General features: G+C 35.7%; 20 protein-coding genes and 1 tRNA gene. 18 read left to right on the forward strand and 3 right to left on the reverse strand.

The annotated features are described in order from the left end of the window. The first annotated feature begins 30 nt into the window (after positions 1-30). From DF185_RS19945 to DF185_RS19990, 10 genes are all read left to right on the forward strand, one after another. A complete protein-coding gene (locus tag DF185_RS19945) occupies positions 31-933 on the forward strand; it encodes a hypothetical protein (protein ID WP_110362965.1) in 903 nt (300 codons plus the stop codon). Further along, positions 933-1208: a hypothetical protein gene (locus DF185_RS19950; RefSeq protein ID WP_110362967.1), complete on the forward strand. Its 276-nt coding sequence runs from the start codon at positions 933-935 to the stop codon at positions 1206-1208. Before DF185_RS19945 ends, DF185_RS19950 begins: the two co-directional genes overlap by 1 nt. A 142-nt stretch (positions 1209-1350) precedes the next feature. After that, entirely contained in the window at positions 1351-1560 is a 210-nt protein-coding gene (locus tag DF185_RS19955) for a hypothetical protein (protein WP_110362969.1), read from the forward strand. Between the two features lie 7 nt (positions 1561-1567). Next, on the forward strand, positions 1568-1873 hold the full coding sequence (locus DF185_RS19960; RefSeq protein WP_110362971.1) for a helix-turn-helix domain-containing protein: 306 nt from the start codon (positions 1568-1570) through the stop codon (positions 1871-1873). Between the two features lie 84 nt (positions 1874-1957). Then, positions 1958-2455, forward strand: coding sequence for a hypothetical protein (locus tag DF185_RS19965; protein WP_110362973.1), 498 nt, complete (start codon positions 1958-1960; stop codon positions 2453-2455). A 2-nt stretch (positions 2456-2457) separates the two neighbouring features. After that, positions 2458-3603 carry a hypothetical protein gene (locus DF185_RS19970; RefSeq protein WP_110362975.1) on the forward strand — a complete coding sequence of 382 codons (1146 nt, stop codon included), beginning with the start codon at positions 2458-2460 and terminating at the stop codon, positions 3601-3603. Continuing rightward, the gene (locus DF185_RS19975; protein WP_110362977.1) at positions 3600-5810 is read left to right on the forward strand and encodes a hypothetical protein; all 2211 of its coding nucleotides are present in this window, start codon (positions 3600-3602) and stop codon (positions 5808-5810) included. The genes DF185_RS19970 and DF185_RS19975 overlap by 4 nt, the downstream gene beginning before the upstream one ends. Further along, positions 5803-6252: a hypothetical protein gene (locus tag DF185_RS19980; RefSeq protein WP_110362979.1), complete on the forward strand. Its 450-nt coding sequence runs from the start codon at positions 5803-5805 to the stop codon at positions 6250-6252. Before DF185_RS19975 ends, DF185_RS19980 begins: the two co-directional genes overlap by 8 nt. 45 nt (positions 6253-6297) lie before the next feature. Then, positions 6298-9087, forward strand: coding sequence for a hypothetical protein (locus DF185_RS19985; RefSeq protein ID WP_133250100.1), 2790 nt, complete (start codon positions 6298-6300; stop codon positions 9085-9087). 46 nt (positions 9088-9133) lie between these two features. Further along, entirely contained in the window at positions 9134-9676 is a 543-nt protein-coding gene (locus DF185_RS19990; protein ID WP_165836081.1) for a DUF4468 domain-containing protein, read from the forward strand. 93 nt (positions 9677-9769) lie between these two features. On the opposite strand, the gene DF185_RS19995 is transcribed toward DF185_RS19990, so the two are convergent. After that, positions 9770-10981: a site-specific integrase gene (locus DF185_RS19995; protein WP_110362985.1), complete on the reverse strand. Its 1212-nt coding sequence runs from the start codon at positions 10979-10981 to the stop codon at positions 9770-9772. Positions 10982-11080: 99 nt separating this feature from the next. Next, a tRNA-Arg gene (locus DF185_RS20000) sits at positions 11081-11154 on the reverse strand. 212 nt (positions 11155-11366) lie between these two features. Here DF185_RS20000 and leuS point away from each other — a divergent pair. The 4 genes from leuS to DF185_RS20020 all read left to right on the forward strand — a co-directional run bounded on the left by leuS (position 11367) and on the right by DF185_RS20020 (position 17362). Then, positions 11367-14126: a leucine--tRNA ligase gene (gene leuS, locus DF185_RS20005; protein ID WP_110362987.1), complete on the forward strand. Its 2760-nt coding sequence runs from the start codon at positions 11367-11369 to the stop codon at positions 14124-14126. Between the two features lie 87 nt (positions 14127-14213). Next, positions 14214-15074: a YitT family protein gene (locus DF185_RS20010; protein WP_110363066.1), complete on the forward strand. Its 861-nt coding sequence runs from the start codon at positions 14214-14216 to the stop codon at positions 15072-15074. Positions 15075-15085: 11 nt separating this feature from the next. Then, complete coding sequence (locus tag DF185_RS20015) at positions 15086-15952, forward strand: YitT family protein (protein ID WP_110362989.1); 867 nt, start codon at positions 15086-15088, stop codon at positions 15950-15952. Between the two features lie 96 nt (positions 15953-16048). Further along, the gene (locus DF185_RS20020) at positions 16049-17362 is read left to right on the forward strand and encodes a peptidoglycan DD-metalloendopeptidase family protein (protein WP_110362991.1); all 1314 of its coding nucleotides are present in this window, start codon (positions 16049-16051) and stop codon (positions 17360-17362) included. 30 nt (positions 17363-17392) lie between these two features. Here the strand turns inward: DF185_RS20020 and purN are convergent, their stop codons facing one another. Further along, complete coding sequence (gene purN, locus DF185_RS20025) at positions 17393-17953, reverse strand: phosphoribosylglycinamide formyltransferase (protein ID WP_110362993.1); 561 nt, start codon at positions 17951-17953, stop codon at positions 17393-17395. A 197-nt stretch (positions 17954-18150) separates the two neighbouring features. Here purN and DF185_RS20030 point away from each other — a divergent pair, with 197 nt between their 5' ends. The 4 genes from DF185_RS20030 to DF185_RS20045 all read left to right on the forward strand — a co-directional run bounded on the left by DF185_RS20030 (position 18151) and on the right by DF185_RS20045 (position 22438). Further along, positions 18151-18387, forward strand: coding sequence for an acyl carrier protein (locus DF185_RS20030; RefSeq protein WP_054718918.1), 237 nt, complete (start codon positions 18151-18153; stop codon positions 18385-18387). 21 nt (positions 18388-18408) lie between these two features. Next, complete coding sequence (gene fabF / locus DF185_RS20035) at positions 18409-19662, forward strand: beta-ketoacyl-ACP synthase II (protein ID WP_110362995.1); 1254 nt, start codon at positions 18409-18411, stop codon at positions 19660-19662. Positions 19663-19665: 3 nt separating this feature from the next. Next, positions 19666-20406 (forward strand): ribonuclease III, encoded by a 741-nt coding sequence (rnc, locus tag DF185_RS20040; protein ID WP_110362997.1) that lies wholly within the window; start codon positions 19666-19668, stop codon positions 20404-20406. Between the two features lie 541 nt (positions 20407-20947). Beyond that, positions 20948-22438: a sensor histidine kinase gene (locus tag DF185_RS20045; RefSeq protein WP_110362999.1), complete on the forward strand. Its 1491-nt coding sequence runs from the start codon at positions 20948-20950 to the stop codon at positions 22436-22438. Positions 22439-22441 lie beyond the last annotated feature (3 nt).

Raw genomic sequence — 22441 nt, forward strand, 5'->3', positions numbered from 1 at the left:
AGTAATCCATTTCAAAAAAAAATCTAAAAAATGACAGAATTAACCTTCAATTATCGACCTGTACCGGAAATATCAAAAGAGAAAACATTGGTGGCAAAACATCCAGATGGATTTAATGAGTTGAATTCTCCGCAATGGATCCACCTGGTAAAGTTGTATAGAAAAGGGAAGATAACTTTTCAGGATAGGGTGTTGTTTGCTTTTGCGCTTTTGAGTATTCCTGGTGATTTGTTTGTGAGAACTTTTGATGTTGAGCCTGCAAAGTTGACTGATACTGATGCTGAGTTGGATGAAAAGTTTCAGCGATTGGAGAACTTGAATGCAGTAATTAAATTGAGTGATTTCATCAAGAATGATTTGATTATTGAGAATAACTTGATGCCAAAGGTGAAAGTGAAATCGAAAAAGTATTATGGACCTGGAGACAAGTTTAGGAACATGACTTTTGCTGAATTTATTTTTGTGGATAGTTACTTTTTGGCTTACCAGGCTAACAAGGATGAGAATACTTTGAATAAGATGATTGCCGCGATGTATCGACCACAAAGGAAAGGATACAAACCTCATTCATCGGCTTACGGTGGTGACAGGCGCGAAGTATTTAATGAGCATATTTTGAGCTATAGAGCTGAAGAAATTGGTAAAATGGATTTGGATTATAGAATGGCTATATTCTGGAATTACATTGGGATTCGTCGATGGTTGTGTACTCAGTATCCGAATGTGTTGCCAATACATGAGGATGATCCGGAAGCAGTAAAACGCAATAAGAAAAAGCTGAGAACTCATAATAATTGGTTGAAGGTTGTAAGGTCGTTTACTGGTGGAAATCCTACAGAAGATGATAAGGTTGGGAAAGCTTTGCTTCATGCTATTTTAGATGAAATGGATCAGCGGATTGTTGAGTCGAGAAAATCAAAACGTAAGAAGTGATGGAAGATGAAGAAATTAATGATGAAGGGGTAAGTGATGGTATAGATCTTAGTCCATACATTAATGTAATTTGTATGTTTTATGGTCCTTCGATTATGCCAAAGGGCTGTATTTTGATGACAACAAAGCAAATTGCAGAAAAGGTTCAGGAGTTATTTCCTATGGAAGTTCCGTTGCTTTCGGTTCATAAGGCATTGAAAGAATCTGGTTTTCATTTGACCATTGTTAGATCTCCAGGTGATTTTAGTTTTTATTGGATGCTGAAGGAAAAGTGAATTATTTAGAATGAATTTAATTAGTATCAAAAACGATACTTTTTTACTCCAAATTATTGTATGTATCAAAAACGATACTATCTTTGTAATACAATATTCAACTAAAGCTGGCGGCAACAGTAACAATACGGCAAAATAAAAGATGAACGCAAGATTAGCAGTTAAAGAAAACGAAATTCAAGTAAGAAACTTATTCAACTCTTCAGTTGAACTTGCAGAAAGAAAAGGTATTTCAGTAGAGGAAGTAATTGACTTTAAAGTAAAAATTGGTATCAAATTTTCTAAAACTGAAAGTCAAAAGGCAGCTTGGGAGTTAAGAGGTGAACAAGCAAAGGAATTAAATTCTAAATAAGAATTACATGAACAAACAACAAGCAAACGAGCAGCACTGGAGGTTGCTCGTTTTAATGCTAAAATTAATAGCAGAAGAAAAAGGTATTACTCAGCAACAAATTGCAGATGAAACTGGTTTACAAAGATCGAATGTCAGTAGAATGTTTTCATTAAAGTATTGTCCTTCGATGTCCAATTTTCTGGCAATAGCAAAAGCCATTAAAGTGAACTTTTTCTTTGAAGACAAAGAATCTAAAACAGAATTAAATGAGATATTTGAAAAGGCAATGACTGAATTAGGTCGCAGGCCAGATGACTTATCTCAAAATTAAAGTACAAGCCTCTGCATTTGCAGGGGCTTTTTTTGTCCTTTTTCGAAATCCGGATAAAATTGATATTGCCAGAAAACAGAGAATATGGCAACATTTAATAATTTGAAGGATTACTGCAAGGATCAGGCTACGCGCTTGAGAGGAATTGCACATACTGAAAAGGATAAGCATTTCTACCGCTTAAATATTGAGGATATTCTACTTGGTGAAAAGGATTTGAATTATCCGATTTATTCTCTCGAGAACTACGAATTTAACTACAAGGATAACAAAGCTGGGAAAAGACGAAAAGGAATGACTTGTGCCATTGTTATTGGTAAAAGACTTTCGAAAACCTGTTCTGCAGAGGATATTGAGCAGGCTTTTGTGGAATGCGAACAAATTGGAGATGAAATATTTGTAAGCATGGCCAATGATGCAGCAACCAGAGAGCATCCATTTTTGAAGGGGTTTGATTTGGATAATGTAAGTGGGGTGCAATTTACTGCACCTGATAGAGTGTATGCAATTAGATATGTGTTTGAGCTGGATGCTTTGGCACCATTAAAAACGAATCCGGATTTGTGGATAAAAGCTGAATAGATATGAGTGTAAATGTTATTCATAGTCCACAAGTAGTGGATTTTTGTAAGAGTCCGGTTGCTTTTGTTGTATCGGGAACTGAGACTGCACAGCCAAACTATAAACTGGCTGTTGTTGTGGTGGTGTATCAGAATGGAGGTTGGGTTGAATTGCCAATGCGATTGCTGGATGTGGACAAAGATGGAGCTGCTGTTGTTTCGGTTGGTAGGAATGTGAGAGATATGTTTGATCAGATGGATTTACCTGGTTACAATCAATCTGTGATATCGAGATGTCAACATTCTATAAAGGAATATTATATCAAAGTATCGGAGTACTATGGTGAAGTTCCGGAGCTGCATGGATGGACTGAAAGCTCTCATTGTTTTATGCTGAAGGGGAAATTACCATTTTGGCAATTTCCCGGACATAATTTTTGGGGAGACTTGAAAGCTAGAAAAGGCTTTTTAACCAATATTGGAAAGCGAGTAAAGACCTGGTATGATGCCCAACAATATTTATACTGGGGAAATTACTTTGATACTGCAGTATCGGTAAAACTGAAGGTGAAAGCATATTTTTCGGGTGGTGATGTGGTAGAACAGGATTTGTTGAGTTTTGCCAATATTCAGCCAAAGGAGATTGTTTTGATTCCGACTGGAGCTGCGCAATTGGATTTAAATTCGATTGCCGGCAATGGATCCATCTATCGATATGATTTGACTCTGGTAAAAACTACTCTTCCGACAGAAGATCAGGCAACACTGCAATTCAGAATTATTCCTAAACCATTGTATTCGTATGAATTTTTGTTTATGAATGATTTTGGTGTGTTTGAAAGTTTGCTGTGCACTGGCCAGAAGAAAAGAAAACTGAAGACTGCAGGTGAGTCGTACCGGAAGGAATTGCCATATGATTATAAGGCTACAGATTCGGAGCATGAAAGTGTTATTTATGAATCGCGCAATAATTTCCAAATATCAACAGGGTTGAAGCCAGACTATGAGGCTATTCATTTGGAAGGGATGCTTACCAACAATGTATTATTCTCTATGGAATATGGAAGGTTTATAAGATGTGAATTGGATCGTGGATCTTTTGCGATTACGGATGATAAAAATGATAATCATCCAATAAAATTTAAATACAAATATGCCTTTGAACGATGATTAGATTGAAGATTGATTCACAAACATTGGTATTGGATCCGAAGACTCAATTGAGACTGGAGATGAATATGCCAATGTTTGATTCGGAGGCCATTCCTCCAAATGTGGTTTATCCTTTTGATGTTCCGGTTGATGACAGTGGGATAAATACCAGGATATTTAAACATTCGAATTACGTTGAAACCTGGAATAAAAAGAGGGTTTATAATTGTCAGTTAGAATTTGATGATAGCTTAGAGCTGTATGGTCGTTTGGTTCTGCTGAATCCTACCAAGAAAAAGTTTAGGATTTCGATTATTTTAAACCAGGACAATGAGAATTTAAAGGATGTAAAGTTGAATAAACTGGAGCTGCAGTTTATTAATGCCGGTGATATTGTTACTTATGCCAATGATGCTGTAAAGAAGAAGTGGCCAGAAGTACCTATGCAATTTCCTACCATATTCAATTCTGATTTTTACGGTGAGCGAAAAACTAATGATGAAGGGCAAATAGAAAGTAATAATCCTGCTTACCTGGAACACATGAATTATTACAATACTGCTAGCGGTTTTCCTAGAAATGATGCTAATGGGAATAAGTATGTAATGTGTCCACAACCTTACTTGTTTGAGGTGATTGCAAAAGCTCTCGAGAAGTTTGATAGGTTTGGTTCCTGGTATGAAGATGCAGAAATGCAGAAACTTTTGATTTATAGTAATAGAGCGATGGACAACAGGAAAGAAGGCTTTATGAAGGCTTCGAGAAATGAAGGGGATCCACAAGAAATATCTGGATTTGGAAGTTTGGAGTTTCCGGATGAAAGCAGTTTGGATAATGGAGATCCTCAAGCTTTGTTTGATGGAACCAGGTATACTATCGGAAGAAGCGGTTTGCATAGAATTGTTGCCAAAATTGGGATAATTAATGGTGGTATTAAATATGATCCTGAAAGGGGAAATGAAGAAGGAATCTATACTTATAAGTATAGATTATCGCTACTGCAAGAAAGCAATAGTGTTTGGTCGTATGAGACTCCTTTTATGGAAGGTGTTGCAGATGGATTGTTCCCTGAATTTGTAGATGTTGATCAGGAAGTTGATATCACTGAAGAACAAGTTGGGGAGAAATTTACCTTTCGAGTGGAGTTTCAGGCAAAGGAAGATGGCCATTTAATCGCTGGAGCTTGGGGATACTTTGCTGAAGGATATATTAAAATAACCAATGCTGGAGGTTCTATTATCAATTCATTTTCGAATACCATTGACATGAAAACATTGGTGCCTGAATTGAGAATTGGAGAGTTTTTGAACAATCTGAAAAATCAGTTTGGATTGGCTGTGTTCATTGATTCCCAAATGAAGCAAGTGGAATTTGAATTGATCAAGAATATTGTAGAAAGTAGGAATTATATTGATTTGACCCGATCTGTTTTGTGGGATGAAGACTTTGAATTGTTTGAACCTGCAGGATGGAAGTTTTCATTAGGATCGGGATCGGATGATGAATACAATGATGATCAATCGATACAGGATAGAACTTTTGCCGGTGAATATTTGACTAGGGCTGCTTTTCCTGTTCCGGAAGAGAACCACTACGCAATTGCTACAAAAAACAATAGTATTTATGTGACTGTTTATAATTCGGAAGGAGAATTGGATTGGAAATATTATTGTGGCAATCATGAAATACTGGAGATTGGAAGTTCGGAAAATCAGAAAGATATTAATTCGGGTGTTTCTCCGATGTTGATGAAGGATAATTTTATTCCAATGATAAAGCAGGAAGGTTATACTTCATCGTTTAATTCGGATGGTGATAAGCCTGAATTTAGATTGATGTTTTATCATGGATTTGAGGATCCACAAACACCTACTAGTTTTCCATCGGCATCATCAACCAGATTTAATGCCAGGGGAAATGAAGTTGGAAATTTGGATTTAAGGCATGATGGAATCAAAGGTTTATTTAAACAAAATTGGAAGCCATGGTGTGATTTTATGCAATACTCGGAAGAAGTAAAAAGAAAATTCCTGATTAATACACAGCAGCTGTTGCAGGTTATTGAGTTGTTTGGTCCGCAAAAAAAACCTGCAGGTGATAAAGTGAGAAAGATTAGAGTTGGATCTATCAACTACATTCCTAAACAATTTACTGCATTGCTTTCAATGAATGGTATTGAAGATACAGAATCGATACTGGTGAAGAAAGGAGGTGAGCATGAGTAATGAGGGAATAAGTAATTTCTTACCAAAAGAATATAATCGAGATATAAAGAAATGGCAGGTAGCCACAAAAAAGGAGCTTTCTGCCATGGTTTCCAGATTGGATATTCGTGGGAAACAGAAGTTATTAATGAAAGTAAAAAGTGCTAAAGGCTTAAAAGGTGTACTTGATAGAATTAATAAGGAAGGTATTTTGGCCAATGACATTGTTTCCAATAGTAGCAAAACCGAAGGTGTTGTTTTTAGAGTTGGTTTTTCGTTCCCGAAACAAGGTTTGTTTATGCTGAAGGGTGTAAGTAGTGGTCACAAACTTTCATCGCCAAGAAGGAAAGAAGACTGGGCAAATCCGGTACTGGATTCTCGAATTGGAATATTGGCCGATATGGTAGTGAAACACCAGGCTGATGCTTCGGTTAATGCAATGCAAATTTCAAGACTTAAATAGATTACTCCCTCTTATCAACCCCCAAACCAATAAATGGGGAGTAATATGGCTAAGACAGAAAACAGAAGGATTAACCTCTATATAAATGGTAAAGAGGTTGAGAATAGTGTAAAAGGAATACGAGCTGAGTATAAAAAATCGAACAATCAGCTCAATAAAATGATTATTGGTTCGAAAGAATACAATAAGAAAGCTGCAGAAGTAAAAGGATTGAAAAAGCATCTGCAGGATCACAATAAAACTTTGGGTTATACTTCTGCTTCGTGGAGTGGATTGAAAGCTTTGCTTCCAACTGTTTCATTCGCTGCAGTAATTACCGGTGCAATAGCTGCAGGAAAAGAAATCTTTAATTTAACCATTCAGACTGAACAGCTGGAGAAGCGTTTTAATATTGTATTTGGTGATAGTGCCAATATAGTGGAGGAAGGTGCTGTGAGAATGGCTGATAAAATGGGATTAACCGTTTTGCAGTTTAAAGAAGCTGCAACAGCTGCAGGTGACCTTCTTATTCCGTTAGGATTTACCAGAGAGGAATCGGCAAAGATGTCAACTGAATTGATTGGATTATCGGGAGCATTGAATGATTGGACCGGTGGCCATTTGGGTGCTAAACAGGTGAGTGAAATTTTAACCAAAGCATTGTTGGGTGAAAATGAACAGCTGAAGCAACTGGGTATTGCCGTGAGTATGGAAAGTGAAGAGTTCCGTAAGTTGGTAAAACAGAAAAAGGAAGATATTGGAGCGACTACTGAACAGGCAAAAGCATTGGCTACTCTTGAAATGATCAAGAACAAATCTGCTGATGCACAAACTGCTTATTTAGCGGAAGAAAGCAAGTATTTGCGTATTAAAAAGGATGTTGTTAAGTGGTGGCAAAAACAGAAGGAAGCTGTTGTTGAGTATTATTTGACCAAGCCATCGGAAAAGATGGAGCGTGAGAAAAATGCAGTTAATAACCTGACTATTGAACTGAATGATGCCAATTTATCGGAAGAGAGAAGAAAGGATATTCTTAGCAAATTGCAGCGTATTGCTCCACAGGTTATCGAAAATATTGATGCTGAAAATATCTCCTATGAAAAGCTTACTGAAAATTTAACCAAGTACAATGAGCAAATGGAGAATAAGATTGTTCTCCAGAAGGAAGATGAGTTGATTGCTTCGCAGGAAAAGAAAAAAAATGAAGCTTTGGAATTGGTAGGTAAATCGAAAAGAAGATTGATTGATACCATGAGAGAGGAAGTTCAGTGGTTTGAGAAATACCAGGAAGAAGCCAATGCCATTTTAAACGATGAATCGAAACGAACTATAGAAAAGGCGGAAGCTTTGAATAGTTTGGCTTTTAAGGAAAGTAGTTTTGGTAATGCTGACCTAGGGAATGCTTTGAATTCTTACAAAATATACAAAACTCAGTTCTATAATTATAATGAAGAACTAGGTAGAAGCATTAAAGAGAAAAAGGAGCTGGAGAAGGAATTGCTTTCCGGATCGGAACAAAAGAAAGTGGAAACTCATGAGGTAAAAACCATTGAATCGAATTTGACCTTGTATGATGATGATGCTGAATGGGAAGCTGAAATGGATGCAGATATGGCAAAGTATTTGGCAGAATGGGATAAATACCAAAAGGAGGTACAAGCTCTTAAAACTCAGTTAAAAGATTCAGGCATTGCCAACATGAAGGATGGTATTGCGAAAGAGCGTGCAATGGAGGAAGCGCGTTGGGCTGAAGAGAAAGAGAACCTGGAGGCCAAACTGATTAATAAGGATTTTGCCAATGCTGAAGAATTAGAGAAAAATGAGATTCTTTATGGTATTCTGGAAGAGAAGAAAAAGGCTCACTTTGATAGATTGGCTGAATTAGATGAAGCTGAAAAGAATAGGAAAATTGCTGAAGATATTGCAGCCCAGGAATTGAAAGTACTGGAGGCTGAAACTGATGAAGAAGAGTTTCAGGCTAGATTGGAATTGTTGCAATCGAGGTATGATCAGGAAATGGCTTTGGCTGGAGATAACCAATTGAAACAGCTGCAGGCTAAGAAGAATTACCAGAAGGAAGTTAATAAGCTTGAACAGGATGCCTTACAACAAAAAATTGCACGATTAGAACAGGAAAGGGAAATTCGTGATGCAAAAATAGCGGTTGCCAATACTGCATTGGAAGCAGTTAAAACGGCATTGGGAGAAGAAACAGCTATTGGTAAATTGGCTTATTTGGCACAGCAAGCTTTTGCTATTGGTCAGGTTTGGTTTAATACTCAGATTGCAAATGCAAAAGCAACAGCAGCTTCACCATTAACTTTTGGACAGCCTTGGGTTGGTATTAATACTGCACAGGCAATTGCCAGCACAGCTTTGATCGCTGCTCAAACTCTAACCGGATTTGAATCTGGAGGGTACACAGATCGGGATGGATCCAATAAGAAAGTTGCTGGTGTTGTTCATTCCAATGAATGGGTATCAAATGCCAGGACAACCAATGATTCAGTAACAGCTCCTATTATTCGAGATTTGGATGATTACCAGAGAGGGATCAGGACTCCAGAGTGGATTGAGAATTTTTCTTCTTCTCCGAATTTTGAAGAAGCTCTTCCTGCAGTTGGATTTCAAGTTGGTGGTTATGGTGATAGTTCAAATACTGTTACCAATAATTATACAACCAACAATCAAGGAAGCGGTTCGAGTGACAAGTTTGATGTTATTATTGCCCAAAATGAGCAATTACTGCTTTATTTGTCGGATCCAAATAACCGTAAAGCTTATATAATTTGGGATGAATTGCAGAAAGCAAACAACGAAATGGCTAATCTGTATAAAATGGGAAGAATTGATTAAAATATTTTTGTTAAATTCGATTGTTGTAAAATTAAAATTTGTGAAAATGAAAAAGCTTTTAGTAGCAATAATGCTATTGTGCAGCTTCACTGGATTCTCTAAAGAATATACTGAAGTTGTGAATGTTGATGGAAAAACTGCAGATCAACTATACTCTTCAGCTCGAGAGTGGTTTGCTGAAACTTTCAAGTCTGCAAATGCTGTACTGCAGATGGATGATCCTGTTGCCGGAAAGTTGATTGGTAATGGAATTAGTCAGGTTCATATTACAGTTAGAAGTATGACGGTGCCTGTTGATATGAGTTTTTCTATTAAGGTTTTTGTGAAAGATGGAAAATACAAATATGATATTAATAGTATTCTTATAGGTGGCCAGTATAAAAGTACTTTGGAAGAATATGAGCATGCATGTACTTATGAAGGTGCAAAAGCTGCATTAATAAAAGCAGGTATGAGAAACCCAAAGGATAAATTGATTCAAAAAACAATGGCTGCTAATAAATTAAACTATCCTTTGTTTGAACAGGAAATTGAAAAAATTGCCAAAAGTTTGAAGAAAGCAATGTTGGCCAATGAAGATGATTGGTAAAATTGTTTGTAATTTTTCTGTAATGGTATAATTGCCTTATTACTATAAGTATGTATTCCCAACATACAAATTGATAAAAAAAAGAACCCCAACTTAGTCAGGTTGGGGTTCTTTTATAATGGTATCGAGATTTACAATTTGCTCATCCATTATTGAATCCGTAATATGGACATAGATCATTGTTTCCCGAATATTGGAATGTCCTAAAAGTTTCTGCAGCACCTCTACCCTTCCACCAGTAAGTAAGAAGTTGGTTGCAAATGTATGTCTGGATACATGAAAGGTTAGTGTTTTTTTTATTCCACAAACCTTGGCAATGCTTTTTAGCTCTCTATTAATATGCTCTTCAGTAAAATTATCATTGAATAAAGGGCCATTAATATTTATAAACTTCTTTGCTGATTCGGTTAATAAGATCTTTTGAAACTTTCCTGGTTTAGAAGCAACGAATACCAGATGATCTCCAATAACATTTTCTTCTGTTATGGCTAGGTTGTCAGAAATTCTCAATCCGGTAAAGCATGAAAACAAAAATCTATTCAATACACATCGATGTGAATCAATGGTGAAACTTGAATTTCTATACTCATATAAGGCTTTCACCTCATTAGAATTTAGATAGGTTCTCTGGCCTTTGAAAGATTTCACTTCAATGTCTTCATATATTAATGGTGTTCTGATGCCATTCTTATTGGCAATATGAAGATATTTCTTGAAGTTTTTAAGTGTGGTTTGAATTGTTGTTTTTTCGTTTCCTAGTTTGTTTTTGCAATAAGCAACCAACTCATTCAGGAACTCATCAGTGATTTCATAGAAGAAGATATTTTCTCTGAATTTCTTCAGCTTGGTTAAGGTCGCTTTTTGTTGTCTGTAAGTTCCTGGTTTAAGAATCTCCTTTTGCTTTTCTAAATGATATTCGTAAAACTTCAAATAGTCGGCTTTGATCGATGGATTTGCCAGTTCCTCCAGTAATTTCTCCAGTGATAAATAAGTTCCATTTAATCTATATGAGACTGCAATCTTATTTATATCGGCCAATTTTTGGGATATAATTAGGTTTAGATCCTTTGCATGTTGACTTTTCCCCTTTACTCTCTGATTTTTTTTATCAAAGTTTTTCGGCTCAATAGATATGTTTAAAGGCAGTCTTTTCATCTTTCCATCAAGGAAAATTTGAACATACAAAGCGCATGTTCCATCGGCTCTCACGTAATCATTCTTGATGATTATCTTATGTGTCAACTTCCCACTCATTTTTGTTGGGAAGTTTTGTGGGAAGTTTTTATCTGAAAGCCCTGTTTCCATTCAATTTTCAACAATGGTGTAAATAGAAATAAAGCAAAGTACATCAGTAAAATACACTTTGCTTTAAATTTTCCATTTTGGTCTAAAATGTGACAATTGTGACCCGTACAGGATTCAAACCTGTGACCTTCAGAACCGGAATCTGATGTTCTATTCAGCTAAACTAACGGGCCAATGTGTGCACAAATTTAAAAAATTATTTTGTTCTCCTTTCCTACTCCAACATTCAATCTATAATTGATTTTTAACAACTCTTCTAATCCTCTATTAACCAATTTTTAATAATAACATCAGTTCACTCAAAAACAGCTCTTTTATTTCTAAACTTTTACTAATTTTGCGGACTGAATACATTGAAATAACCATATTTTATCAAAATATTACAATGGAGTACACATTTAAAGAAATAGAACAAAAATGGCAGAAGTACTGGAACGACAATAAAACCTACAAGGTTAATGTCGATGCAGACAAGCCAAAATTTTATGTGCTTGATATGTTCCCATACCCATCAGGAGCGGGATTACATGTTGGTCACCCACTCGGTTACATTGCGTCTGATATCTATTCTCGTTACAAAACCCTCAAAGGTTTTAATGTGCTCCACCCAATGGGATACGATGCATACGGATTGCCTGCAGAGCAATATGCAATTCAAACCGGGCAACACCCGGCAATTACCACAGAGCAAAACATTACACGCTATAGAGAACAATTGGATAAAATTGGCTTTTCATTCGATTGGGACAGAGAAGTGCGCACTTGTAATCCTGAATATTACAAATGGACACAATGGGCATTCATTCAAATGTTCAACCACTATTTCGATAACGAAACAGAAAAAGCTCAGCCAATTTCAGCATTGGTAGCAAAATTCGAAACAGAAGGAAATGCAAATGTAAATGCTGCTTGTTCAGAAACTGAAATTTTTACAGCTGAACAATGGAAAGCTTTATCAAATACAGCACAGCAGGAAATTCTTTTGAATTACCGCCTGGCTTACCTTGCAGACACAATGGTAAACTGGTGTCCAGAATTAGGAACCGTTTTAGCCAACGATGAAGTGAAAGATGGTTTATCTGAACGTGGAGGACATCCAGTAGTACAAAAGAAAATGCGCCAGTGGTCACTGCGTGTATCTGCATACGCAAAAAGATTATTGGATGGTCTTGACAATTTGGAATGGACCGATTCATTAAAGGAAATTCAGAAAAACTGGATTGGCCGTTCTGTTGGTGCTGAGGTTAATTTTGGAGTGAAAGATTCTGATATCAAAATGGAGATCTTCACCACTCGCCCTGACACCATCTTTGGAGTTACTTTTATGGTATTGGCTCCAGAAAGTGAATTGGTTGATACTTTAACCACTGCAGAATGCAGAGAAAAAGTTGATGCTTATATTGAAGCTACTAAGAAAAGAACCGAAAGAGAGCGTTTGGCTGATGTAAAAACAGTTAGCGGTGAGTTCACCGGTGCTTATGCTATTCACCCATTTACTGGAGAAGAAATTCCAATCTGGGTAAGCGATTACGTATTGGCTGGATATGGTACTGGTGCTATTATGGCTGTACCTGCTCACGATAGCCGTGACTACGCATTTGCGAAGCATTTTGAGTTACCAATCATCCAGGTTGTTTCTGGTGGTGATATTTCTGAGGAATCGTATGATGCCAAGGAAGGAAAATCGATGAACTCTGATTTCCTAAACGGATTAGATGTTAAAGATGCCATTGTAAAGGCAAACGAAGAGGTAGAAGCAAGAGGCTTAGGAAAGAAAAAAATAAACTATAGATTGAGAGATGCTATTTTCTCTCGTCAGAGATATTGGGGTGAACCATTCCCAGTCTATTTCAAAGAAAACATGCCATACATGATGGAAATGGATCAGTTGCCTTTGGAATTACCTGAAATTGACAAGTACTTGCCAACTGAAAGTGGGGAACCACCATTGGGACGTGCTAAAGATTGGAAAACAGCAGATGGTCACCCAATTGAATTGAATACAATGCCTGGTTTTGCAGGATCATCAGCATATTATTTACGTTATATGGATCCACGCAATAACGATGCGTTGGTTTCTAAAGAAGCAAATGAATATTGGCAAGATGTTGACTTGTATATCGGAGGTACCGAGCATGCAACTGGTCACTTGATTTATTCACGTTTCTGGAACAAATTCTTATTCGATATCAACGAAGTTTGCAAAGATGAGCCGTTCAAGAAATTGATCAACCAAGGAATGATTCAAGGTCGTTCGAACTTTGTTTACAGAGTAAAAAACACCAACAAATTTGTTTCTTACGGATTAAGAAAAGAGTACGATTCCACCGCAATTCACGTTGATGTAAACATCGTGAAGAATGATGTATTGGATACAGAAGCTTTCAAAGCTTGGAGACCAGAATTTAAAGATGCGGAATTCATTCTTGAAGATGACAAATACATTTGTGGTTGGGCTGTTGAAAAAATGTCAAAGTCGATGTTCAACGTTGTTAATCCTGATGTTATTGTTGAAGAATATGGTGCTGACACACTTCGTTTATACGAAATGTTCCTTGGACCATTGGAAGCTCACAAACCATGGGATACTAATGGTATTGATGGTGTTCACAAATTCTTAAAGAAACTTTGGAGATTATTCTATAAAGGAGAAACCTTTGAAGTTTCTGATGCTGAACCAACAAAAGATGAATTAAAAGTTCTTCATAAAACCATCAAGAAAATTCAGGACGATATTGAGAGATTCTCTTTTAATACATCAATTTCTGCTTTCATGATTTGTGTGAATGAATTAAGTAGCTTAAAGTGTAACAACAAGGCGGTATTAGAAGACTTACTAAAACTTCTTGCTCCTTTCGCACCACATATTTCTGAAGAACTTTGGAGCAAGTGTGGAAATAACGAAAGTATTACCAAAGCTAGTTTCCCCGAATTCAATGAAAGTTTTGTTGCTGAAGATACTCATTCATACCCAGTATCATTTAATGGTAAAATGAGATTTAAGTTAGAATTATCATTAAGTATGAGTAAAGATGAAATTGAACAGGAAGTTCTAAATTGCGAGCAAGCACAAAAATGGATTGATGGTAAAACTCCTAAAAAAGTGATTATCGTTCCTAAAAAGATCATCAACATAGTAGTATAAGTAGAAAACAAACAGTTTAAATAACACAAAAGGCTTCGTTTTCTTGGTAAAATGAAGCCTTTTTTCACATCTAACATATACAAACCAATGAGAATATCAATTTCTGAAATAAAATCGTACGCGATTATTACTTTAGGATTGTTCATCTATAGTTTTGGATGGACAGCTTTTTTAATTCCTTCTGAGATTGTTGCAGGAGGCGTTGGAGGTATTGGTACAATTATTTATTACGCTACAGGAAAATCAATTCCTGTTGGATACTCCTTTTTTGCCATCAATTCGGTGTTAATTTTAATTGCACTGCGTATTTTAGGTAGCAGATTTGGAATCAAAACCATCTTCGCTATTGTTGTCGGATCAGTACTATTGGCCCTTCAACAAAGATGGATTACTGAACCTTTTGTGGACGATAAGTTTATGGCAAGTATCATTGGTGGGATTCTTGCTGGTGTTGGCGTAGGAATAACCATCACACAAGGAGGAAGTACAGGTGGTACCGATATTGTTGCCATGATGATCAACAAATACAGAAATATTGGTCCTGGCAGAATTATCCTTTATATCGATATTTTTATCATTGCATCCTCGTACTTTATCTTTAAAGATATTTCAACCATAGTTTATGGATATGTGGAAATGGCAATTGCTGCTTATACCATAGATATGATGATTTCCGGTTCAAAACAATCGGCTCAGCTATTTATTATTTCTAAAAATTACGAAGAAGTTGCTGCCAAATTAAGCGAAGAAACAGGACGTGGACTCTCCATGGTACATACAACAGGTTGGTATACTCGTGAGGAAACAAAGATGTTAATGCTTGTTGTGAGAAAGCATGAAACACAGCACGTATTTAAAGTGATTAAAGAAGTAGATCCAAAAGCATTTATCTCCATGGGAAGTGTAATGGGTGTTTATGGATTAGGTTTTGAAGAAATTAGAGCATAAAAAAAGAAATAATGACTACTCAGAAAATCAGTTTATCAGAAAACATTCGTTCCTATTTTATTATTACTATAGGGTTACTTATTGGATCTTTGGCATGGACCGGTTTCATCATACCATCTGGAATTGTAGGCTCCGGAGTTAGTGGAATTGCAACCATGATTTATTTTGTAACAGGGATAAAGGTTGGCTATAGTGTATTTTTAATTAATACTGTATTTCTACTGATATCATTACGTGTACTAGGCTTCTCATTTGGAATAAAAACATTGTATGGAATAACCGTAATTTCATTTTTTCTTTGGCTGTTTCAATCCATTATTACCGAACCTTTGGTTTCTGATCGATTTATGTGTTCAATTATTGGCGGTATTATGGCTGGTGCAGGCGCAGGAATGATTCTCTCACGTGGTGGAAGTACAGGTGGCACCGACATTTTGGCCATGATGATCAACAAGTACAAAAACTACAGTCCAGGCCAGTTACTTTTAACAATCGATGTAATAATAATCTCTTCCTCTTATTTTTTGGAGAATTCAATAGAACAAGTCGTGTATGGATTTGTTACGATGGGAGTAAGTGCTTATTGTGTCGATATGATTATTGAAGGAAGCAAGCAGTCTGTACAAATAATAATATTTACACAGAAGCCTGAATTAATTCGAAATGAAGTGATTCACAATTTAGATCAAGGACTTACTGTAATAAATGCCACTGGAGGCTATAGTAATGAGGATGTAAAGATTCTAATGCTACTGGCAAAAAAGCGTGATTCGCAGACCATTTTAAAAATGATAAAGCATATTGATCCTGACGCATTCATATCGATGGGCAGTGTAATGGGTGTTTATGGACAAGGTTTCGACAAGATCAAATCTTAAAACTTAAAAAAGCTTAAATACTGGAATCTCTAGCCCTCCAAGTTGTGTGACTATAAAAATAGTTATACCTTTAGGCTCGAATTCAAAATTTCCCAAATGAAAAACTTCTTCAACTATAAAACTCTATTTATTGCAGCGCTTGTATTGGTTGGCCTCTTGCTTTTTAAATACTTTAAGTCAGATGTACCTGAGGAAGTAAAAAGTGATAGTCATGAAATGATCGATTCAATTGCCTTAGAGCCTATTAATTTAAAATATGGATTCCCTATTGATGATTTCGAAGTTGAAGAAAGTAAAGTAAAAAGAAATCAAAGCTTGTCAACAATTCTAAGACAATACGATGTTTCATATGCTGCAATCGACAAAATTGCCAAAAAAGCAAAAAAGGTTTTTAATGTAAGAAGAATAAAATCAGGACGAGAGTATTCAGTTTTATTCTCTAAAGATAGCTTAAGAACTCCAGAGTATTTTGTATACGAAAATACTCCGGTAGAATATATTGTTTTTGATTTACGCGATACTTTGCATGTATACAAAGGGGAAAAAGAGATTATTTATAAGCGCAAACAAATCAAAGGAACCATTGAAAGTTCACTTTGGAATGCCATGGTTGAAGCTAATGCTGACCCTGTTCTATCCATTGAATTATCCGAAATTTATGCCTGGACTATAGATTTTTTTGGTATTGGCAAAGGAGATGAGTTCAATATTATATATGAGGAAGCATTTGTAGATGATAAGCCAATTCATGATGTAAAGGTACTGGCAGCCAACTTTATTCATCACAAATCAGATAATTATGCTTTTGCTTTTAAAGAAGGTGATAAAGATGGATTTTTCGATGAAGAAGGAAAAAGCCTACAAAAAGCATTTTTAAAAGCTCCATTGAGATATTCCAGAATCAGCTCCAGGTTTTCAAACAGGAGATACCATCCTGTTTTAAAAAGATATAGAGCCCATCATGGAGTTGATTATGCTGCACCAACTGGAACTCCGGTTCACACAATTGGAGATGGAGTAATTATCAAGAAAGGCTACCAAAAAAGAGGCGGAGGAAGATATTTAAAGATAAAACACAATAGTGTATACACCACAACTTATATGCATTTATCGCGTTTTGCCAAAGGAATGAACACAGGTGTTAGGGTAAAACAAGGGCAAACTATTGCATATGTAGGCTCTTCGGGATTATCAACAGGACCGCATCTCGATTTTAGAGTTTATAAAAATGGAAGTCCAATTAACCCATTAAAAATGAAATCGCCTCCAGTAGCTCCCGTTAAAAAAGAAAATCAGGCTCAATTTGAAGTTCTTAAAAACAAATTGATGAAAGAATTAAATGGTTTAGATAATATTCCAGAGCAATTAATACAGGATTCTTTAAACAATTCTATAGCATCAACAAAATAAAAAACAGTCAAAAATAATAGAGCAATTACATTAAAGTAATTGCTCTATTATTTTTGGGAAGTGTTCATATTCCAATTTGTGAACTTTATTTGCAACATCCTCGGCTGTATCATGGCAGTTGACAGGACATTTGGCCTGAAATACAATTTCCCCTTCATCATATTTCTCACTTACCATGTGAATGGTTATTCCTGATTCTGCTTCCTGATTTTCGACAACCGCTTTGTGAACATTCATGCCATACATTCCTTTTCCACCATATTTTGGTAACAAAGCAGGATGTATATTTATAATTCTACCTGAAAATTCTTGCAATAAATTAATTGGTATCAACCATAAAAACCCAGCTAACACTATAAAATCAACTTGCTTTTCTTTTAAATAATCCACCACTATAGATGTTTCTTTAAAGTCTGATTTAGAAAAAACTAAAGAAGGAATTTTTAACTTTTCTGCTCGATTTAGCACAAAAGCATTAGGATTATTTGTGAGAATACAAGCAATCTCAACATTCGAGTTATTTTTAAAATACGATGCTATATTTTCTACGTTAGTCCCTGACCCCGAAGCAAATAATGCGATTTTTTTCATGGTGAATTTGTTGTTTAAAAGGTATGTTCAAAGGTATATAAAAGCCATTGGATGTAAAATAATTTCGCTAGAAAAGGAAAAAGAATTACATTTGTCCCCAACTTTGTGAAAAAGATTTGAATTTTTTCAAGTAAATTTATTTCTTTGCACAGTTGAAAATTAATTAGTTTAATATTAATCATTTAAATTTTAAAGTTATGTCTGATATTGCATCTAGAGTAAAAGCTATCATTGTTGATAAGTTGGGTGTAGACGAAACTGAAGTAACTCCAGAAGCTAGCTTCACTAACGATCTAGGAGCTGACTCATTGGATACAGTTGAGCTAATCATGGAATTCGAAAAAGAGTTTAACATCGCTATTCCAGATGATCAAGCAGAAAACATCGGTACAGTAGGTGACGCTGTTTCTTACATCGAAGAAAACGCTAAGTAATTATTAACCAGACCCTTTTTTATGGAATTTAGAAGAGTAGTTGTAACTGGGCTCGGAACAATTAACCCAATTGGTAATAGTATTGCCGAATATTGGGAGAATTTGGAGAATGGTGTAGGCGGTGCTGGAATGATCACTCATTTCGATGCCTCTAAATTCAAGACTCAGTTCGCTTGCGAAGTTAAAAATTTCGACGCTAAAGAGCATTTTGATCGCAAAGAAGTTCGCAAACTGGATTTATATACTCAGTATGCGCTTGTAGCTGTTAAAGAAGCTATGGCTGATTGTGATTTAGATCTTGAATCGGAAGATTTAACAAAAGCCGGAGTAATTTGGGGTTCTGGTATCGGCGGTATTAAAACTTTCTTAGATGAAGTTAAAGGATATGCAAACGGGGATGGAACTCCTCGTTTCTCTCCGTTTTTCATTCCTAAGATGATTTCGGATATTGCTGCCGGCCATATTTCGATGAAGTATGGATTCCAAGGACCAAACTACGGTACAGTTTCTGCATGCGCCTCCTCTTCACACGCTATTATTGATGCGATGAACTACATCCGTCTAGGTAAAGCTGATGTCTTTATCACAGGTGGATCTGAAGCATCAGTAAATGAAGCAGGATTAGGTGGTTTTAATTCAATGCAGGCATTGTCTACTAACAATGAAGAGTTTGAAACTGCATCTCGTCCGTTCTGTAAAACTCGTGACGGTTTCGTTATGGGTGAAGGAGCAGGCTGTTTAATTCTTGAAGAATATGAACATGCCAAAGCACGAGGAGCTAAGATTTATGCTGAAGTTGTTGGTGGAGGAATGTCCGGTGATGCTTATCACCTTACTGCAACTCACCCTGAAGGTAGAGGAGCCATTAACTCAATGAATATGGCTTTGAATGACGCTGATTTGAAACCAGAAGATATCGACTATATCAATGTTCACGGAACATCAACTCCAGTTGGTGATATTCCTGAAACTAAGGCGGTACAAACTGTTTTCGGCGAGCATGCATATAAATTAAACATTAGTTCTACAAAATCGATGACAGGACACTTGTTAGGTGCTGCAGGATCTGTTGAAGCAATTGCTAGTATCTTAGCAATGAACAATCAAACAGTTCCTCCTACCATCAATCACAAGGAGCAAGATCCACAAATCGATGAAAGACTAAACCTTACACTTCACAAAGCTCAGAAGCGCGAAATCAGAGCTGCTTTGAGTAATACTTTTGGTTTTGGCGGACACAATGCATCCGTAATTTTCAAATCATTTAGTGAATAATTTGTGATTAAGTCTATTATTCAATCCATAAAACTTTTTTTCTTTCCTAGGAGGGAGTTTTATGGATTGTTATTTGATTTTCTAGGGTTTTATCCTAATAAACCCGACCTGTATGAACTAGCTTTCATACACAAATCGGCCAGTATACCTAAGAATGGCTTCAACATGAATAATGAGCGTCTGGAATATCTGGGCGATGCAATTCTTGGTGCCGTAATTGCCGATATTCTTTACAAGTATTTCCCTAACAAAGACGAGGGTTTCCTAACTCAAATTCGTTCTAAAATTGTTAGTCGCGAATCACTGAACAAACTTGCTCTTAAAATTGGCTTGGACAATCATGTTGTATCCAATGTAAATATGAATAACAACAAGCATATTTATGGTGATGCATTCGAAGCTTTAATTGGAGCAATATATTTGGATCAGGGATATCTTAAAACCCGTATTTTCATCGAAGATAAAATCTTTAAGAAATACATCAATTTGGAAGAAGTTGTAACCGTTGAAACCAACTTTAAGAGCAAATTGATTGAATGGGCTCAAAAGAACAAAAAAGACGTTTTCTTCGATACTCAAGAAGATGGTGTTGATAAAACATTGCGTTTGCCTTTATTTATTTCTGAAGTTGAAGTAGAAGAAGTTAAAATGGGTAAAGGTATTGGAACTTCGAAGAAAGAAGCCCAGCAAAAAGCTGCTCGTGAAGCCCTGAAAAGAATCAACCAGAAAGAACTGGCATCTTAATTCAATTTACCCTTTGTATTATTAAAATTCTTCAGGTCTGAATTAACCTGACAGGAATTGCTATGTCTAATTGAAAGGATCCTTTGGTAAATAATAGGCACAAAAAAAAGGACGGTAACCACAACCGCCCTTTCATCTAACTATTAACCAAAATTTTTAATCAAGGAGATTGTTCCTTATAGATTCGCTCTCCGTTAGCAAATATAGTATCAAATTATAAACTTCAAATACCTTTTCAGTAAAAATTTGTTGAAATAACGAATTTTTGCCTTAATTATAATCAATCCTAATTTAGAGAAGCTAAATTTCATTTAAATTTTCTAATATCCTGATCAATAACAAACTTATACATCACTTGTGTTAAAGATTGTTAAGTCGTAATTGTAGGATGATGATTTTTTTATCTTTGTATACGTGAAACAAGCATGATTAAAATAATTATTCTTCCTATAGCTATCGGGGACACACAACAATGATTATTTTTATCTTGCAGCTTCCTCCCATTAATATTGGGATGACTAGTGGAAGAAAATAAAAAAAGATGAATCAGAAGTACATTTGGTTAGTTACGATTGTTTTGTGTATATCACTGTTTGGATTAATATTGGTCCAAATAAAATACTTTCAATCTGCATCAAAACTTAAAGAAGAACAATTTGCTTTAACCGTTAGCAAAGCTTTAGATCAAGTTGTTAAAAAGTTGGAACATGATGAAAAATGGCATTCCATAGTAAAAGGGAATGGCACGAATAGTTCTAGTACTTCCGGACAAACTTCCATCATAAATGAAAGTTCAAAGTTTACCTATACCATGGATCCAAAACACGACATGGCGACCTTTAGTATTTCTCATGAGAATAAAAATATTAATATCGCTTCAGGACCGTTAAAATCGGGTGGATTAGCTAATTTTCAGCAGCAATTCAATAAAGCTCTAAGAAGCAGTGGTGGTAATATTGGTCAATTTGCATCTAAACTAAGAAACGAAAATTTAAAATTAAACGACCGCATTGACCTTAAAGAACTTCCGAAACTAATTGAACAGATTCTGAGAGATAATGGTATTAAACTGAATTTCGAGTATGCCGTTAAAATAAACAATATCAAATTTGAAACCGCATCAAAAAATTATTTTAGAAATCCATCGGCTATCAAGTATACAAAATTAATGTTTCCGAATGATGTTTTTGCCAGTTCAAATGTTTTACACATTTATTTCCCTGGTCAACAAAAGCATATGATTAAATCATACACAATGCTGTTTCCTTCATTTATTCTAACCTTGGTATTGATCCTTTGTAGTGCTTTTACAATTTTCATCATCTTCCGTCAGAAAAAATTGTCCAAAATCAAAAACGATTTTATCAACAATATGACTCATGAGTTTAAAACTCCGATTTCGACAATATCATTGGCATCGCAAATGCTGAAAGACAATAGCGTTGCAACCACTCAAAGCTTTATCGATCATATTGCAAAAATCATAAACGATGAAAGTAAACGTTTAACTTATCAGGTTGAAAAAGTATTGCAAATGGCAGTATTTAATGAAGCCCGAATGAAGTTAAAGTTGAAACCTATAAGTGTTCATAAAATAATTCAAAATTTATTACCTAACTTTACTATTAGAGCAGAAGATAAAAGTGGTAACATGTATCAAAATTTAGACGCTAGCCAGGATACAATTATGGCTGACGAAGTTCATGTTAGCAATGTTATCTCGAACCTGTTGGACAATGCAATTAAATATTGCAAGGACAATCCGGAAATCAGTATCAGTACACGAAACAAAGACAAGGGTATTGTTATTTCGATTACTGATAATGGCATAGGAATATCGAAAGAAGATCAGAGAATGGTTTTCGAACGTTTTTTCCGTGTTCATACAGGAAATGTGCACGATGTTAAAGGATTTGGCTTGGGCTTATCCTATGTGAAGAAAGTTGTTGATGCACACAATGGTGAAGTAAATGTAGATAGTGTTCTCGATAAGGGATCCAAATTTGAAGTATATCTTCCTTTAAAAAAATAGACG

Origin of the sequence: Marinifilum breve, assembly GCF_003202155.1 — a bacterium.
Taxonomy (GTDB): Bacteria; Bacteroidota; Bacteroidia; order Bacteroidales; family Marinifilaceae; genus Marinifilum; species Marinifilum breve.

Excerpts from the sequence above, each read along its gene's own strand:
- DF185_RS19945 (WP_110362965.1), top strand. The coding sequence starts at position 31 with ATGACAGAATTAACCTTCAATTATCGACCTGTACCGGAAATATCAAAA.
- DF185_RS19950 (WP_110362967.1), top strand. The coding sequence starts at position 933 with ATGGAAGATGAAGAAATTAATGATGAAGGGGTAAGTGATGGTATAGAT.
- DF185_RS19955 (WP_110362969.1), top strand. The coding sequence starts at position 1,351 with ATGAACGCAAGATTAGCAGTTAAAGAAAACGAAATTCAAGTAAGAAAC.
- DF185_RS19960 (WP_110362971.1), top strand. The coding sequence starts at position 1,568 with ATGAACAAACAACAAGCAAACGAGCAGCACTGGAGGTTGCTCGTTTTA.
- DF185_RS19965 (WP_110362973.1), top strand. The coding sequence starts at position 1,958 with ATGGCAACATTTAATAATTTGAAGGATTACTGCAAGGATCAGGCTACG.
- DF185_RS19970 (WP_110362975.1), top strand. The coding sequence starts at position 2,458 with ATGAGTGTAAATGTTATTCATAGTCCACAAGTAGTGGATTTTTGTAAG.
- DF185_RS19975 (WP_110362977.1), top strand. The coding sequence starts at position 3,600 with ATGATTAGATTGAAGATTGATTCACAAACATTGGTATTGGATCCGAAG.
- DF185_RS19980 (WP_110362979.1), top strand. The coding sequence starts at position 5,803 with ATGAGTAATGAGGGAATAAGTAATTTCTTACCAAAAGAATATAATCGA.
- DF185_RS19985 (WP_133250100.1), top strand. The coding sequence starts at position 6,298 with ATGGCTAAGACAGAAAACAGAAGGATTAACCTCTATATAAATGGTAAA.
- DF185_RS19990 (WP_165836081.1), top strand. The coding sequence starts at position 9,134 with ATGAAAAAGCTTTTAGTAGCAATAATGCTATTGTGCAGCTTCACTGGA.
- DF185_RS19995 (WP_110362985.1), bottom strand. The coding sequence starts at position 10,981 with ATGGAAACAGGGCTTTCAGATAAAAACTTCCCACAAAACTTCCCAACA.
- leuS (WP_110362987.1), top strand. The coding sequence starts at position 11,367 with ATGGAGTACACATTTAAAGAAATAGAACAAAAATGGCAGAAGTACTGG.
- DF185_RS20010 (WP_110363066.1), top strand. The coding sequence starts at position 14,214 with ATGAGAATATCAATTTCTGAAATAAAATCGTACGCGATTATTACTTTA.
- DF185_RS20015 (WP_110362989.1), top strand. The coding sequence starts at position 15,086 with ATGACTACTCAGAAAATCAGTTTATCAGAAAACATTCGTTCCTATTTT.
- DF185_RS20020 (WP_110362991.1), top strand. The coding sequence starts at position 16,049 with ATGAAAAACTTCTTCAACTATAAAACTCTATTTATTGCAGCGCTTGTA.
- purN (WP_110362993.1), bottom strand. The coding sequence starts at position 17,953 with ATGAAAAAAATCGCATTATTTGCTTCGGGGTCAGGGACTAACGTAGAA.
- DF185_RS20030 (WP_054718918.1), top strand. The coding sequence starts at position 18,151 with ATGTCTGATATTGCATCTAGAGTAAAAGCTATCATTGTTGATAAGTTG.
- fabF (WP_110362995.1), top strand. The coding sequence starts at position 18,409 with ATGGAATTTAGAAGAGTAGTTGTAACTGGGCTCGGAACAATTAACCCA.
- DF185_RS20045 (WP_110362999.1), top strand. The coding sequence starts at position 20,948 with ATGAATCAGAAGTACATTTGGTTAGTTACGATTGTTTTGTGTATATCA.